The 16,387-nt window shown below is 36.2% G+C and carries 13 protein-coding genes; 4 read left to right on the forward strand and 9 right to left on the reverse strand.

Annotated features, from left to right (window positions below; genetic code table 11):
* Positions 1-3: 3 nt before the first annotated feature.
* Both BT156_RS10535 and BT156_RS10540 read right to left on the reverse strand, forming a co-directional pair.
* Positions 4-387 carry a DUF1634 domain-containing protein gene (locus BT156_RS10535; protein WP_072409895.1) on the reverse strand — a complete coding sequence of 128 codons (384 nt, stop codon included), beginning with the start codon at positions 385-387 and terminating at the stop codon, positions 4-6.
* Positions 387-1,217, reverse strand: coding sequence for a sulfite exporter TauE/SafE family protein (locus tag BT156_RS10540; protein ID WP_072409898.1), 831 nt, complete (start codon positions 1,215-1,217; stop codon positions 387-389). The genes BT156_RS10535 and BT156_RS10540 overlap by 1 nt, the downstream gene beginning before the upstream one ends.
* Positions 1,218-1,302: 85 nt before the next feature.
* On the opposite strand from BT156_RS10540, the gene BT156_RS10545 reads away from it, so the two are divergent.
* Positions 1,303-1,851, forward strand: a complete 549-nt coding sequence (locus BT156_RS10545) for a DUF1543 domain-containing protein (RefSeq protein ID WP_072409900.1) — start codon at positions 1,303-1,305, stop codon at positions 1,849-1,851.
* Positions 1,852-1,902: 51 nt separating this feature from the next.
* On the forward strand, positions 1,903-3,012 hold the full coding sequence (locus BT156_RS10550; protein WP_072409902.1) for a 5-(carboxyamino)imidazole ribonucleotide synthase: 1,110 nt from the start codon (positions 1,903-1,905) through the stop codon (positions 3,010-3,012).
* 43 nt (positions 3,013-3,055) lie between these two features.
* Here BT156_RS10550 and BT156_RS10555 read toward each other — a convergent pair whose 3' ends face one another.
* Entirely contained in the window at positions 3,056-3,565 is a 510-nt protein-coding gene (locus BT156_RS10555; RefSeq protein ID WP_072409904.1) for a hypothetical protein, read from the reverse strand.
* 5 nt (positions 3,566-3,570) lie between these two features.
* Positions 3,571-4,476, reverse strand: coding sequence for a DMT family transporter (locus tag BT156_RS10560; RefSeq protein WP_072409906.1), 906 nt, complete (start codon positions 4,474-4,476; stop codon positions 3,571-3,573).
* A gap of 249 nt (positions 4,477-4,725) precedes the next feature.
* On the opposite strand from BT156_RS10560, the gene purE reads away from it, so the two are divergent.
* Positions 4,726-5,229, forward strand: coding sequence for a 5-(carboxyamino)imidazole ribonucleotide mutase (gene purE / locus BT156_RS10565; RefSeq protein WP_072409908.1), 504 nt, complete (start codon positions 4,726-4,728; stop codon positions 5,227-5,229).
* Between the two features lie 118 nt (positions 5,230-5,347).
* Here purE and yiaA read toward each other — a convergent pair whose 3' ends face one another.
* Together yiaA and ahcY are read right to left on the reverse strand one after the other, a co-directional pair.
* Positions 5,348-5,740, reverse strand: coding sequence for an inner membrane protein YiaA (gene yiaA, locus BT156_RS10570; RefSeq protein ID WP_072409910.1), 393 nt, complete (start codon positions 5,738-5,740; stop codon positions 5,348-5,350).
* A 417-nt stretch (positions 5,741-6,157) separates the two neighbouring features.
* On the reverse strand, positions 6,158-7,471 hold the full coding sequence (gene ahcY / locus BT156_RS10575; RefSeq protein WP_072409912.1) for an adenosylhomocysteinase: 1,314 nt from the start codon (positions 7,469-7,471) through the stop codon (positions 6,158-6,160).
* A 351-nt stretch (positions 7,472-7,822) separates the two neighbouring features.
* Between ahcY and BT156_RS10580 the strand changes: the two genes are divergently transcribed.
* A complete protein-coding gene (locus BT156_RS10580) occupies positions 7,823-8,437 on the forward strand; it encodes a 4'-phosphopantetheinyl transferase family protein (RefSeq protein ID WP_072409914.1) in 615 nt (204 codons plus the stop codon).
* Here BT156_RS10580 and BT156_RS10585 read toward each other — a convergent pair.
* The 3 genes from BT156_RS10585 to porV all read right to left on the reverse strand — a co-directional run bounded on the left by BT156_RS10585 (position 8,418) and on the right by porV (position 16,358).
* A complete protein-coding gene (locus BT156_RS10585) occupies positions 8,418-10,700 on the reverse strand; it encodes an FUSC family protein (protein WP_072409916.1) in 2,283 nt (760 codons plus the stop codon). The two genes, BT156_RS10580 and BT156_RS10585, sit on opposite strands and share 20 nt — an antisense overlap.
* A 46-nt stretch (positions 10,701-10,746) precedes the next feature.
* Positions 10,747-14,907, reverse strand: coding sequence for a T9SS type B sorting domain-containing protein (locus BT156_RS10590; protein WP_072409918.1), 4,161 nt, complete (start codon positions 14,905-14,907; stop codon positions 10,747-10,749).
* Positions 14,908-15,194: 287 nt separating this feature from the next.
* A complete protein-coding gene (porV, locus tag BT156_RS10595) occupies positions 15,195-16,358 on the reverse strand; it encodes a type IX secretion system outer membrane channel protein PorV (RefSeq protein ID WP_072409920.1) in 1,164 nt (387 codons plus the stop codon).
* Positions 16,359-16,387 lie beyond the last annotated feature (29 nt).

The following is a 16,387-nucleotide window of genomic DNA, read 5'->3' on the forward strand; positions in this document are numbered from 1 at the left end:
ATATTAATGAGCGTAGCCGGTAAAGAAGCTTATCGCCATAATCGCCAATACAATTGAAGAAATGACTACATAAACGTAGTCTTTTTCTTTAAGATAACCTACCAATGCGAAAACAATTCTCATTAAAGGAGTAATGATCAGGATAAGAATTCCCAGTTGAATAATAGCCATTCCTTCTCCTGCACATAGAGAATGCCAAAATTGTCCCCAAACTTTTTCAGAAGAAGATCCTACATCTAGGCTTGTATATTTTTTAGGCATTTCAAAGCCTTCGAAGAAAAGTTTAATAAAACCAATTAATGACGTGGTTACAGATAAAAGCACGCCCAGCCTCAAAAGATTTCCAACAGAACGGTTTAGATCTACATCAGTGAAATTCTTTCTCATTATCTGAAACTTTTATTGATACCGTTATACATCATGTAAATTGATAAAATCGTAATTACAATGGCGAAGAATGTTTTCAGTTTTTTTGTCTTTGAAATCATTAATGTTTTTGAACCGATGAAACTTCCGACTACAACACCAACCAATACCGGAGCTGCAATTACAGGAATAATTTCACCTCTCTGGAAGTAGATCATGGCACTTGCAACAGCCGTTACACCGATCATAAAGTTACTTGTTGTGGTAGAAACTTTGAAAGGCAGTTTCATCATATTATCCATCGCCAAGACCTTCAATGCTCCGGAACCGATTCCTAAAAGTCCGGACATCGCCCCGGCAAACATCATCATTAAAAATCCCGGAACCGTATTTCTTGCAGAATAGCTTTTCAAAACTCCTTTGTCAGGAAATGTTCCAAATAATTTCAGCTTTTCTTCTAAGCTTCCTTTAATTACAGGTTCCTGATGATCAGGTTTTCCTTTAAGATTTAAAACAACTGTCAAAAGAAGAATACTTGCAAAAATAATTCCCAGCGTATTCGGATTCAGCATCCCGGAAACCAAAGCTCCAATGATGGCTCCGGCTGTGGTTCCGATCTCTAAAAACATTCCGATCCTCATGTTGGTAAAGCCTTCTTTAACGAAGGCAACCGCCGCGCCGGAAGAAGTTCCGATCACCGAAATTAATGAAGCACCGATAGCATAATGCATAGGAACGCCGAAACCCAGCGTCAATAAAGGGATGATGATAACTCCTCCTCCTAAACCTGTAAGCGAACCCAAAAGCCCTGCCGAGATGGCTCCAAGAAAGAGAATAATGATTTCTGACATGGTACAAATATAAAACTATTGGCGTTGTCTGACAAACTTTTAAAAAAGATTATTTTAATGTAATTTTGCAGAAACGTACAGAGAAATGAATTTATTTTATGTCATTCTGGGAGCAACTCCTAAAGGTAGAAATATTGAGCAGCATGATGTTTTTTTCGGTATTGCGGAAAGCCTGAAGGATTTAGTTCCGGATATGAAGGATTTTTGGAAGGAAGCAGACGGCAAAATTCACCTCGATTGTCATCAAAAAGTACAGTTTGCAGATGGTTATGAAGTGAAAATTGTTGAAAAAACTGATGAGACTTCAGAAGATCAATTGTATTTCCTGAATTTGGGTGGATATAAAAGAGGTCACTTTGAGGAATTTCACGAACAGCATCTGATGGTAGGGAAATCCATGGGAGAGATCATTAAAAGAGCTAAAAATACAGAGTTTTATAAAACGATGGGTTTTGAAGGTGCGGTAAGCCATGTGGACGATAAGCATGGAGTAGATATTGATGATATTTTTAATATAAATGATATTTTGCCCGAAAAAATGAAAGAAAAATATTCGATTGTTTTAATTAAATCTGATGCCGAAAACCAGGAAAATGAGATAGGATTGGGATATTTGAAAATCGATAAAGTTTAAAAATAAAATTAGCTTTAAATTAAATCTAAATAGAAAAAATAAAAAGAAAGAATGAAAATAGGAATTTTAGGTGGTGGGCAATTGGGAAGAATGTTGATTCAGGAAGCATTGAAATATGATGATCAGTTTTATACGCTGGATCCCGCTTCTGATGCGCCTTGCCACAATATCTCATACTTTACGCAGGGAAATTTCAATGACTTTGAAACTGTTTTGAATTTCGGTAAAGACAAAGATGTCGTAACGATCGAGATCGAGCATGTAAATGCTGATGCTTTGGCTGAACTTGAAAAGCAAGGGGTAAAAGTAGTTCCGAATTCTAAAATTATTAAAACCATTCAACAAAAAATCCTTCAAAAAGAGTTTTATAAAACGCATAACATTCCAAGTCCTGATTTTCAGGTGGTTTGGAACAGAGATGAAGAAATTACAATGCCGTTACCTTTTGTTCAAAAAATGAATACGGGTGGATACGACGGAAAAGGAGTTCAGTTAATTAAAAATGAAATCGATCTTCAAAATCTTTGGCAGGAAGCTTCTGTGATTGAAAGCTTAGTTGATATTGATAAAGAACTTTCCGTGATCGTTGCAAGAAATGAAAATGGAGAAACCAAAACTTTTCCCGTAACGGAAATGGTTGCAGATCCGAAACTGAATTTATTGGATTTCAATATCTGTCCGGTTTTCTTAAGTGAGGATATTCAGAAACAGATTGATTCAATTACCACTAAATTTTTAGAGGTTGTAAATTCTCCCGGACTTTTTGCGATCGAATTATTTTTAGATCAGGAAGGAAAAATATGGGTAAACGAAACGGCTCCTAGATTACATAATTCAGGACATCAAAGTCAGGAAGGAAATGCCAATTCACAGTTTGAGCAAATGTATCGTGTGGTGAAAAATTTGCCTTTGGCAGATACAGATTCTCTAACTTTCAGTGGAATGTTAAACTTAGTTGGTGCAGAGGGATTCGAAGGGAAGGTAATTTATGAAGGGATGGATGATGTGCTGAAAATGCCCAAAACTTACGTTCATCTTTACGGAAAAACTGAAACCAAACCCGGAAGAAAAATGGGGCACATCAATGTATTGGCAGACTCAAAAGAAGAGCTGATGGAGAAATTAGTGAAAGTGAAAGAAATGGTGAGAGTGATTGCTTAACTCGCTTAATGATAAACGAAAAGACTGCCGAAAGGCGGTCTTTTTATTTAATTAGGGTTGAATTAACTCTTCCAATTTCTGCTTCTTCACTAAATTTATATTTATCCGTGAAAATCCAAAACTGGGTTTTATTTCCTGAATCTCTTCCAATAAAGATTTTAAAAATACCTTTAGAAGAAATAATCTCAACGGATTTTTGGTTTTCAGGACCTGTATGATTAGGTGAAATATCCTGAATTTTAAGAAGCTCTTTCTTTAAATCTTGTGGAAGTATTTCAAAATCATTTCTTGATATAATGATTTGAGTTTGAGGATCTGACAAGATTTCTAAAATTTCATTCCTGATTTTTCTAATAATGATTGTTTGCAAAAGAACCATGATAATTCCTAAAACAAAAACTTGTAGTAATAAGAATATACAAGCTCTTTGAAATTTAATACTTTTGATAATTTTTGCAATAAAAGACATTATAAATCCAATAAAAGCAATACCAAAAGAAAAAGGAAGAAGTTTTCCTAAAAAATTATAAATAGTCTCAAGTATTTCAATCATAAAATTTATCCTGCTTTCTGTTTTCTAAACATCTCTGGTTTATAATTAATAATAAAAATACCCATGATAATTAAAATAGCTGCCAAGATAAATTTAATGGTAATATTTTCATCCATAATGAGCCAGCCTAGAAATATGGCAATGATGGTGTTGATATAAGCTAATATTGAAACCTGAACCGGTGAGATCTTAGTTAAGGCATAATGAAAAGCAAAAAATGCAGCCACAGATCCAAAAACCGATAAGTATATCATTGCAGAAATACTTTTTAAAGTCCAGTTTTCGAAGTTATAATGGCTGGAGAAAATGAAAGCGAAGATGATCTGAACAATTCCCGCAAACAGAAATTGATAGAACAAATTCAAGGAGATGTTTCCGCTCTGAATATTTAATTTTTTAGTGAAAATCGTCCCCGAAGCCCATCCTGCAATAGCACAGAAAAGGAAAATAATTCCCATTCTGTAATCTGGATTTGCCAGATCTTTGATTCCGTCCCAGAAGATGAAAAGGATTCCGCTGAAACACATCAAAACACCTAGAAAGGCTTTAAAGCTAAACTTTTGTAATCCAATGGCAACACTTCCCAGAAATACGAGAATAGGAGAAGATGCACTTATAAGAGAAGCCAGACTGCTTGATACGGTTTCTTCTGCAACGGTGGTCATTCCGTTGGCAACAATCAGCATTAATGAAGAGAAAATGATTTGATAACCTAGGTTTTTCCAGCCGATCCATTTAAATTCTTTTCTTGAAAGAAGAACGATCAGCATAATAACCGATGCCAAAAACTGACGGATCCCAGCTACAAACCAAGCCGGAATAGTTTGTACTGCAACGCGAATCGCCAAAAAAGTGGTACCCCAGACAAGAGCTACCGTAATGACGGCAAAAATAAGTTTGTAATTTTTCAAAATAGAATAAAAGTGGTGGGCAAATATATTTCTTTTGAAATAAAACGAACGGGTACAGTTTTACCAATTTGGACGGGAACAGAAAAGTTTTGTGAATTGTCAAGAGTGAATTAATTTCATTGTCAATTTAAATGTACGGTTCCCATGATTAACAATTCACTTGCGAAGCAAAATTCACTATTCACCATTAACAATTCACTATTTTACAATTTTAAAATTCTTTATCTTTGAAATCTAATAAAATTGAAGATGGTAGGAATTATAATGGGAAGTCAGAGCGACTTGCCGATCATGGAACAGGCTGCGAATTTTTTAAAAACGCTGGACATTCCGTATGAGCTTACAGTGGTTTCGGCTCACAGAACGCCGGAGAGAATGTTTGATTACGCCAAAACAGCTCAGGAAAGAGGTCTGAAGGTAATTGTTGCCGGAGCAGGAGGTGCCGCGCATCTTCCGGGAATGGTGGCAAGCTGTACCACCTTACCAGTAATTGGCGTTCCGATCTTGTCTAGCAATTCTATTGACGGTTGGGATTCTGTATTGTCTATCCTTCAAATGCCGGGTGGGATTCCTGTTGCAACCGTAGCGTTGAACGGAGCTTTAAATGCCGGAATTTTAGCCGCAAAAATTATCGGAACAGGTGATGCTCAGGTTGCCGAAAAACTTCAAAAATATCAGGAAGCTTTAAAAGATAAAGTATTGGGAACTGTTGATGCTATCAAAGCTCAACATCCGAATCAGTATGATAAATAAGGTGAATGGTGAAAGGTCAATTCGCTTCGCTTGTCAATTTTTAAAGTTGGTAATTGACCATTTACAATTCACTAAAAAAATCCGTCTCACTTTTTGATTGTGAGACGGATTCTTTTTATTATTCCTGAAGCATATTGTCTCGAGTATTCTTCTGAACCGCTATGGCTCCGAAAAGTGCCAGTAAAAATGCAAATCCATAAAAACCTTTTTCACTAGGAAGAATGGTAGCATTCCATAATCCGATGGCTAATAAAATAATGGAAGATAAGGTTGCAAACCAACAGATACCATAATAAATATCGGTAACCTTGATATTTTCTAACCTGTCACGAACTGCTTTCTGCAAAGAAACAACCGCAAATAAACCATAGAGTAGGATGGTGAAATAATATCCTTTTTCGTTCAATAGCATTTCTGCTCTTACAAGACCTACGATAAATCCGATCATTCCTGCTCCCAAAGCAACCCAAGATGCTGCTATAAATGCATTTGATACATTTTGTTTTTTCATACTTAATGTTTTTGTTAAACGCCAAATATATCGATTTTTTATATAACCTGACATCGGGAATATACGGTAATAAATAAGTCTTTTTTTACATAAAAACTTTGAAAAGAACGACAAAAATTCCCTGTGGCTGAGGTTCCCGAAGTCACCATTCCTAAAATTCTAGCCCTGATAGCAGCGGTTACCCCACAGCAAGGACTGGGAGAGTTTTAGGGTTTAGGTTTGGAAGAGCGTAGGCGCGAGGAGTATAAGCGAATAGCCGGATTAAGCTCCTCAAAAAGTGAATGATGAATGATCAATTTGCTTTGCTTGTCAATTTTTTAAAATTAAAATGATCTATTCTGATAACAAAAAAACTCCCCAAAAAATTGGAGAGTTTCTATTATTTTGAAATCCTTCGGCAAGCTCAGGATAACATTTTTAGTATCTGTAGTACTCAGGTTTGAATGGTCCTTTTACGTCAACACCGATGTATTCAGCTTGTTCAGTAGAAAGAACTTCCAACTCAACGCTTAATTTCTTAAGGTGAAGAGCAGCTACTTTTTCATCTAAATGCTTAGGAAGCATATAAACTTCGTTTCCGTAAGCAGCAGAATTTGTCCATAATTCGATCTGAGCCAAAGTTTGGTTAGAGAAAGAGTTAGACATTACAAAACTTGGGTGTCCTGTTGCACAACCTAAGTTTACCAATCTTCCTTCTGCAAGGATGATAACTTCTTTACCTTCAATTGTATAGATATCTACCTGAGGTTTAACTTCAGATTTTGTAGAACCGTAGTTTTCGTTCAACCAAGCCATATCGATTTCGTTATCGAAGTGACCGATGTTACAAACAACAGCTTTATCTTTCATTTTAAGGAAATGCTCACCTCTTACGATGTTGAAGTTACCTGTAGTTGTGATGATGATATCTGCGTTATCAACAACAGTATCTAATCTTTTAACTTCGTAACCGTCCATTGCTGCCTGAAGCGCACAAATTGGATCAATTTCAGTTACAGTAACGATAGAACCAGCTCCTCTGAAAGATGCAGCAGTACCTTTACCCACGTCTCCGTATCCGCAAACTACCACTCTTTTTCCTGCCAACATAAGGTCTGTCGCTCTTCTTACAGCATCTACTGCAGATTCTTTACATCCGTATTTGTTGTCGAATTTAGATTTAGTAACCGAATCATTTACATTGATTGCAGGCATTACCAAAGTTCCGTTCTTCATTCTTTCGTACAATCTGTGTACTCCTGTAGTAGTTTCTTCAGAAAGTCCTTTGATATCTTTTGTGAATTCAGGGTATTTATCGAAAACCATGTTTGTTAAATCTCCACCATCATCAAGAATCATGTTCAATGGTTTTCTGTCTTCACCGAAGAATAAAGTCTGCTCGATACACCAGTCAAATTCTTCCTCGTTAAGACCTTTCCAAGCATAAACAGGGATTCCTGCAGCAGCAATAGCAGCAGCAGCGTGATCTTGAGTAGAGAAAATATTACAAGAAGACCAAGTAACTTCAGCTCCTAAAGCTACCAAAGTCTCGATAAGAACAGCTGTTTGAATTGTCATGTGAAGACATCCTGCGATTCTTGCTCCTTTAAGCGGTTGAGACGGTCCGTACTCTTCACGGATAGACATCAAACCTGGCATTTCTGCTTCTGCAAGGGTAATTTCTTTTCTTCCCCATTCTGCTAGGGAAATGTCCTTAACTTTATAAGGAACGTATTGTGTTGTTGTACTCATATGTTATGAATAAGTTTTAATTCGAATTATAATAAGATGCAAAATTACAATTAATAATTAAGATACAAAAACAGCAGATTCGGTTTAATAATATGAAATTTTATTTAAATTAATTTTAATTAATCTGATTTTTAAGGAGCAAAGACCAATCAGCAAAGTTGATTTGAAGAAGTAAACGTTTTATTCGTAAGCTTAATCAGAGACCTGTCTCAATTCTTTGCTTCTTAAAATAATAAGTTTTACTATAAAAGATTTGTGTTTAAAAAATTGTTGAGTAGCAAAAACTTCCCTCTTCAAACACCTAACTTCCAGCCCAAATTTTTTTACTACTTTTATCCAATAAATTTAGCAATGCCTCTTTACCGCGATTTTTCTGATGATACTGCCACGATTCTAGTATGGAAATACGATGAAACCGAAGATTTGAATATTGATGAACTTTTAGAATATGAGAATATAGAAAAAGTAAAAGATTATCATCCGAAAAAATTGTTGGAAGTATTGATGGTTCGTAAACTTTTGAAAGGTTTAAAACCCAATTCCAAGATCCTGTATAAGGAAAGGGAACCTTTTCTTTCTCCTGAAGATGCAGAAATTTCTATCACGCATTCTTTTCCTTTTGCTGCAATTGCAATTTCTAAAAATAAGATTGGAATAGATATTGAAAAATTCAATCCTAAAATTTTAAGGGTAATCGACAAATTCACCTACGAAAATGAGAGAGGATTTATTCCTTTTGATAATGAAGTAACCTTTTATACCATTATCTGGAGCGTGAAAGAAAGTATGTACAAAATTCACCATTCTAAATATTGGTCTTTGAAGAAAAATTATGAGGTAAAACCTTTTGAATTAAAACATCTTCACGACATACGCTGCAGAGTTTATGATGATCAGTTTTCTGATGAGCTTAAAGCGCGCGTAAAATTCTTCGACGATTACTGTTTTACGATTGTTGAGGAATAGCATTAACATTTTCTGTGGTCTCGGATTCACTTTTGTATTTTTCGATCACTTTTCTCTGTTCTTTGGCAACATCAAAGATCAATTCCAATACATCGTGAATGTTTTTTAGTTCCGTTAAATGAGAAATTTTATCGGGGTCTCTTCTGTCGACAATATCGTTTTCTTCAATTTCGTTTCTTCTTTTCAGCATCAGCTCATCAATAGAAGAATCTTCGGGCTCGATGCGGCTTTCCATTTTCAGGGTTTCGTTGATCTCATTGCCATTCAATAAGGCAGAGACTTTTTGCATCTCGGCTTCTATTTTTCTGCTCCAGCTTTCAGCATCAATTTCAGGATATTTTTCATTGTTTTTTGAATATTGAGAAAGGGAAGCTGTGTAGGCCGTGATTAGATGTGAAGTTGCCACAAACTGATGAACGACCTCCAGTTTTTTCTGCTGATTTTTCGGTTCAGAGATCATCCTCTGAAAGTTGTCGGAAAGGTTGGCTAATGAAATGATGGCATTTTTACGTTTTACTTTATAATCTTCAATATCAAAGTCTCCTTCTAAAAATTTAGAAATAACACTTTGAAAATAGATAAGATTGCTTTCCGCAGATTTTTTCATTAAATCTAAATTCTGCGTATGCTCCCAAACCGGCAAAACGATATAGGAAACCACAAAAGCGATAATTCCTGCAACGATGGTATCTACAATTCTGTCTTTAAAAATAACATCTACTTTTCCCGGACTTAAAAAATTAAAACTCAGAAAAACATAGATCGTCATAAATGAGACTGCCCAAAAATAACGGCCTTTCAGAAAACTGAAACACATGATCATACTTAAAAGCAAGATGCTAAATAAAACGGCATTAATGTGAACGAAATGCAAAATAGCATATGCAACAGAGGCTCCGGCAATGGTTCCGTACAATCGAAGTAAATTTCGCTGTTTTGTGATGGAGTAGGCCGGCTTTAAAATCGCAACGATCGTAATTAAGATCCAATAGGCGTGTCCAATGGCAAAGAACTGGAACATTGAAAAGAGATAACCTAATAATAAAGCGATGGTAATTCTCAATGCATGCCTGAAATGTGATGAAGAAAAAGAAATGTTATTTCTTAAAACTTTGAAATTGAGTTTCTCTTCGTTGGGCATGAATTTCTTTAAGTCCAATCCGGTGGAAAGACTTTTTGCCAGCTTTACGTTTTGTGAAAATACTTTATAGATTTCGTTGATCTCTTTTGTAATTTCATTGATACGCATTAGGATTTGGCGTAAAATCATGAAATTTTCCAGATTATCAGGAGACAGCTGTTGGTTTCTAAGTTCGAAATAATGAGCATTTAGATTTTTATGCGCAAAATCTAGATTGGTCATCGGTTTTGCACGGGTTCCGATTTGAAGAGAAATCCCGATATTGGTAATCTCATCGGCTAACAAATTAAGATAATCGTGTATATGAACTAAGATCGTACTGTCTTCAAAACTTTGCTGAAGCTTTTGGTAATCACTTTCTGAAGTCATTAATTTTTCATGCAAATCCATTGAGTTTAGGAACATCAACATTAGCAGTCGGCTTGTTGTTGTAGATTCATTAACGATGGTTCTTGTTTTGAAAACTGTTTCACGGGTTTCTTCCTGAAGGTTTTTAATTCCAATCTGCTTGGCAATAACCTGTGTTGTCAGTTTATCGAAATCCGGATTTTTTTGATAATAATTGGCTTTAATTTTTAAAAATTCAGCCAACTGAAGATAATTTTCACCAATCATCTGACTTGCCAGTTTATATGGCTGAATTGTGGTAACAATAAGGAATATCAATAAAAACCAGGCACAACCCGAGGCAAAAATTAATAAACTCTTAAAAATATTGACTCCGGTAAGATGACCATCAATAAAGATCGCCATGACAACCAATGATAATGACCCAACGGCGGCTAATCTTTGTCCGTACACCCCAATTAACGAGAAAAACATTCCGAAAACAATAAGCTCGAGAAAGACCAGAATTTTAACATGCATCACCAAGCTTGCAATAAACGCAACGAAAACAAAGCAGAAAATTGCAAAGGTCAACGCATTTCTTCTTCTGATAAATGGTCCCGGCTGATCACAAAGTGCTACAAAGCTGGTTCCGAGAGGGAAGAGGAAGTATTCTTTTAATATCCCGAAATGCGCAAGAACCAAACATGGGAGAACGGTAGCCAGTGTAATCCTGATAGCAGAATACACATATTGGCTTGTTACGAATTTTTTGAGCTCCGCAGAATAGTTCATCCTACAAAAATAAATAATACTTCAAAAGATTTGACAACTTTTTAGGTTAATTATTGATCTTAATGCTACTTTCGTCGTTTCTTCTATTCTTGAGTAAAATCCATCCTGAAATTTTAAATTGTTTTTTGCTGATTTTGTCTTCCCAGGAAGCGGTATACCAATATGTTGCTGTAGGGATAACTCTTCCTAAGTATTTACCATCCCAAACAGGGTTTTGTGCTGTTGCTTTGAAGATCTGCTGCCCATAGCGATCAAATATCGTGGCCGAAAAATTATTGAACTTAGTAATTCCCGCAAAACTGATCACGTCATTATAGCCATCTTCATTAGGCGTAATGGTATTTGGTAAAAAGAACGTATAATAAGCAACTGCGACGTCACATAATGTTCTGACATTTCTTACTCTAACTGTATATTCTGTATTTTTATGAATATTATAGAATATATTTGAGCTCTGCCACGATATTCCATTATCAATAGAATATTCCAATGGTGAAGTTTCATTATTCTTTGCTAAAATTGTTAATGCATCATTTTGATATACAATTTCCGAAATTTCCGGGACTTTGGTATAGGAAACTATTGCAGAGAATACTTTTGAACAAACTCCGTTGTTTATAGTTACGGTATAAGTTCCTTCGAGAGTAGGATTGATGGCTTGTGTTGTTTCCCCTGTATTCCAGTTATAAGTATAGTTGGGGCCTGAACCTGCATCTAATAATCCCTTGTTGCCCTCACAAATTTGGATATCAGATAATGAGGAAATAATCGCCGGAACAACCGTAATTGTAATTATTGTTTGTGCGGTACAGCCATTAGCTCCTATTGCAGATACGGTATAACTGGTCGTAGATGTTGGAGATACTGTCTGAGTATTTCCATTTCCGGGTAGCCCTATCCAGGTATAGCTCGATGCTCCTGACGCTGTAAGCGTTACAGATTCTCCGTTACATATGGTGAGTTTGGATGCAGTAAGTGAAATGGGAGGAGGGGTTGTATCTTGTATCACTGTTACTGAACTTTGCTTTACACAGCCAGAGGGAGTTATACTGGTAATCGTAAGTGTATAGATTCCTCCGGCATTCACTACGGGATTTAATGTATTAGCTCCCGAAACAATATTTCCGCCCGCTGTTGCTGTCCATAAAAAAGTAGCACCGGGCTGATAAACAGAAGCTGTTGCATCTAATGTAAGCTGTTGAATAATACAAGTGATTGGCTGTGAGGGAGTGGCTATATCTACAATGATAAGCGGATCCATAGTTACTGTTACCGATTCTTGGTACTCGCAGCCTAAAGCTGTAGCTACCGTTACAGTATAAACTCCCGGAGTTGTTACGGTAATAGTACTCGCAGTGCTTCCTGTTGACCAAATATAGGTATTTCCGGTTCCGCTGGTAGTAGCTGTAAGCGTAGTAGAATCTCCTTCACAAAATGTTAAATTTCCTGTAATTTGAAGGTTAGGATCTATGCCCTGATCAATTACAATAGAAACAGGATCGCTAATACATATTCCGTTATTATTGGCTAAAGTATAGGTTCCGCCATTGGAGACTGTTATGGTTTGTGTAGTTTCTCCGGTAGACCAAATGTTACCTGTCGGTAGATTTGAGGTTAAAGTTATTGGGCTATTATCGCAGATAACAGTAGATGATGCTGTAATTAAGGGAACTGGTTTTACATTTACCGTTAAATTTAATTCCGCTATTTTAAAACAGCCATCCGAAGAACCTACTCTTACATATACTGTTGCGCTTGCTGAAGAATACGCATTTGGCGTTGCAATGGTATTGTTATTTCCTGCATTGGCATCTGCCTGATTTCCATAATACGCGAAACTTACCCCCGGTGTCGAGCTGATATTTGATTCTGCCGAAGTAAGATCAAAAGTTCCGGTTCCTGAGTTTGAACATAAACTTAAACTTGCATTTTGAACAACAGGAACAACGCCTTGTGAAACTTCTACCGATTGTTGGTACTGACATCCTGCAGGAGTGGTAACGGTTACAGTATAAGAGCCTGCCGCCGAAACAGAAATTGTATTTCCTGTATCTCCTGTTGACCAAGTGTATGTATTTCCAGTTCCGTTGGAAGACGCAGTCAATTGATTTGAGCCTTCACATAAAACTAAATTTCCTGTGATTTCAACATTAGGATCCGGTTCAGTTGCGATAGTAATAGAAGCAACCGGACTTGTACAAACACTATCCGAATAGGTTACTGTATAGGTTCCTGGTGTAGTTACGGTGATGCTTTGAGTAGTTTCACCGGTAGACCAGACATTTCCCGTTGCATGATCTGAAGTAAGCGTTACGCTGCTTCCAAAACAAATGCTGGAAGAAGAGCTTGTGATTACGGGAACATTACAATTACAAGGGTTAATCGATGAGTTTTGGGAAGAACCAATACCCTGTCCCTGATCTCCGCCAATATCTGCAGCTCCGCCAGTATTAACTAAAACCGGCACACCTTGAGCGTCTACAGCTCCTATTATAGCTCCATTAGCATCAATTTGAGATAATACCACATTTTCGTCTCCCTCCAAAGCATCAAAGCATCCGTCTCCATCAGAATCTAAATCTAAATGATTGGGAATACCGTCTCCATCTGTATCACAAAGGGGTGCCTGAGTGGCACCAAAGGTAAAATTAGAAAAATTTTCTGTGATAGTATAATCGAAAGAAACAGAATTATGAATACCCGGCACTTTAATGATAGCAAAACCTTCTGATGCAGTTATTTGAGTTGGAGAATTGATCGTAAAAGATCCTCCTGGAGAATAACCAGACCATAAAACTTGAACGGGTCTGTCAAATATAATAGGAACTGATACTGGTCCAGCGGTACTTCCAATAGATCCGAATACTAATATAGGATCTACCATGGGCTGAGAGAATGTTAATGTATTGGAAGATGCCTGAGTATTACCTATTGAAGGATTATTATTAGGAACTGCATATGAAACGGGAAACATTGGATAATTATGCATAGATGATGTCCCAATCATAGGTTTATTTGACGTAAAAGTATAGTTTATTCCGTTTATTGTTCCCTGAGCTTGGGTTTTATCTGGTGAGAAACTAATTGGTCCTGTCCAATAGAATTGGGTGGGGCATTCTACAGTATCCGGAATACCATCATTATCATCATCCAGATCTATATTATCCGGGATGCCGTCGTTATCACTGTCTAAGCAGTTGGAGATGGTAAGCATTATTTTTGCTTCGTCATTATCACAAATCAGACCGGAATTATCTTTTATAACTACTGAAATTGTTTTGTTTGTACTGAATTGATAATTTGTTGGATTGGATATCGGAATAGAACTACCTTGTTCAAAATATGTAAAAATATAATTTCCGGGGTTATTGACAAATTGAGAATTATAAGAGGTAAGATTTACTGTTGATGGAATCTGGCAAAAGGATTGAGATACTGTTTGTTTTAAAATAGAAACTTTATCAGTATATATTTTAACATTTTTAATTGAATGTCTCGCTCTCTCGGCTCCTGTAGAGGCTGAAAAACCGAAATATCCCTGAGTCATTCCTATTGCATTGCCTGAAGGTGCAAATGATTGATTTACAATAAGGTGTCCGTTTATTTTGATGCTTATAATCCATTTAGCCGGATTGGTTGGATCTTCTTGGCCATCCACTTCTACATGTTTATAAGCTGATCCTACAAAAGGTACTGTCCCGTTAAGATTAGCTGAGTGGTATGAACTTCCTGGTGTATTATTATATTCAATATTTGATTGAAAGCCGTTATTAACACCATATAAAACATGAACCTTGCTCATAGGACTTCCTCCGTTTATATTGTTGTAAACATCGAAACCAATCATCAATCCTCTGGCATTATAAGGAATACCTAATCCTCCTCCATTTACATAGGAAGATGGGGGATTGGCCAAATACCAAAATGCTATACCATCAGCTCTGCCACTTCCATCAATTCTAAAATCGAATTCTATTCTCCATTTTTTGCAATATTTAAGATTGATAGGTTCATTTAATTTGATTCCTCCAACTTGTGTAAGATTGTTTGACGTAAGTTGTATAAAATCGCCATTCACATCTGCAGACGGAACAATGCTCCATCCTGTTGTGTTTACAGGGTTACCTGTAAGTTGATATGTCTGAGAAAGAAAGTTACTATATGTACATAAAAATACAGTAAAATAAATAAGTAATTTTTTTATCATTTTATGTGTTTAGATTGAGTGCAAAGGTTTATTCATTCTTAAATTATTGTTAAGAGCTTTAATCCATTATAACATATTCAGAGAGGGAAAACTGAATAGGTTATCAATTTTTTTGCAAACTTATATAAAATTGATAAAAAGAAATATACTACATTATTACTTCATCTATTTAATATATTGATTATTAGTATTTTGTGATGTTTTTTTTAACAATATAATATATGACAAAATATAAAAAAGCCCCATAAAATATGAGGCTTTTTAAAAACGTAATTGTTTATATTTTCTTAATTATCAACATTAGAAGTTTCATCTCCGATGTTCCAGGTCAATCCGAAACGAAGCGTGTTATCTAAAGCTGTATTAATTTTAGACATATTGATAAGGTAAGAAATATCAAGTCCGAAAGAGTTGTATTTTAAACCAATACCAGCAGTTGCATATTGTCTTGCTCCTTGTTCTTCACTTTCATGGAAGTAACCACCTCTTACAGCAAATGCATTGTTGTAAGAATATTCCAGCGCTCCACTGTACATGATACTGTTCGGGTTTTTGAAAGATTTGCTGATACCTTGTATTGGACCTACATTTGGTACTGCGTACATCGGTTGCCTTGTATTAGGATCCATCCCGATAAATTCTGAACCAGGAACTAAAAGTTTAGATCCTTCAACGCTAAGACCAATTCTGTTTACATCATCCAAGAACATATCGTAACCGATACCTAATCTTGCCATTGTCGGAAGATAAGATCTGGATTCTTCGTTTCCTGTATAATCTAGTTTCGGACCTAAGTTCTGGATTGCCAAACCTGCATTCAATTTACCGTCATATCCTCCGATACTTGAGAATCTTGGAGATGTATAGTACGCAGAAATGTCTACTGCAAATGAGTTTGCAGGCTTAAGAGTTGTATCTGTGTTGAAACCTCCGGCCAAATCTGAACGAATATATCTACCCGTTACAGCCATTGAATAAGAGTCTGAAAGCTTTAAGCCATACGCCACGTCAATAGAGAATTCGTTTGGCTTAGATGTACCCATAGAAGTAACTTCTGAACCTACTAACTGAGTTAAATCTACTTGCCCCATATTGAAGTAATAAATACTCGCAGAGATGGTAGATCTTTCTTCCTGCCCTAGAAACTTATGGAATGCACCATATAGTAAAAATACATCATTGGTAAGTTTTCCCATATAAGGTGTATAGTTGATACCTACGGAAGAACTTGATCTGCTAAAAGGATATTTCGCTGCATTCCAAAATTGAGAAAATGCATCAGGAGAGGTAACTACACCTTGATCTCCCATACCTCCGGATCTAGCATCTGGTGCGATTCTTAAAAATGGAGCTCCGGTTAACACAGGTCTTACAAGACTTAGATCTTGAGCATACCCTAAAAAACCAGCACCTAACCCAATTCCTAAAAGCAGTTTAGTAGTTAAATTCATATGTTGTCTTTTATATATTATCAGTTTTT

This window comes from Chryseobacterium limigenitum (genome assembly GCF_900114875.1).
Lineage (GTDB): Bacteria > Bacteroidota > Bacteroidia > Flavobacteriales > Weeksellaceae > Chryseobacterium > Chryseobacterium limigenitum.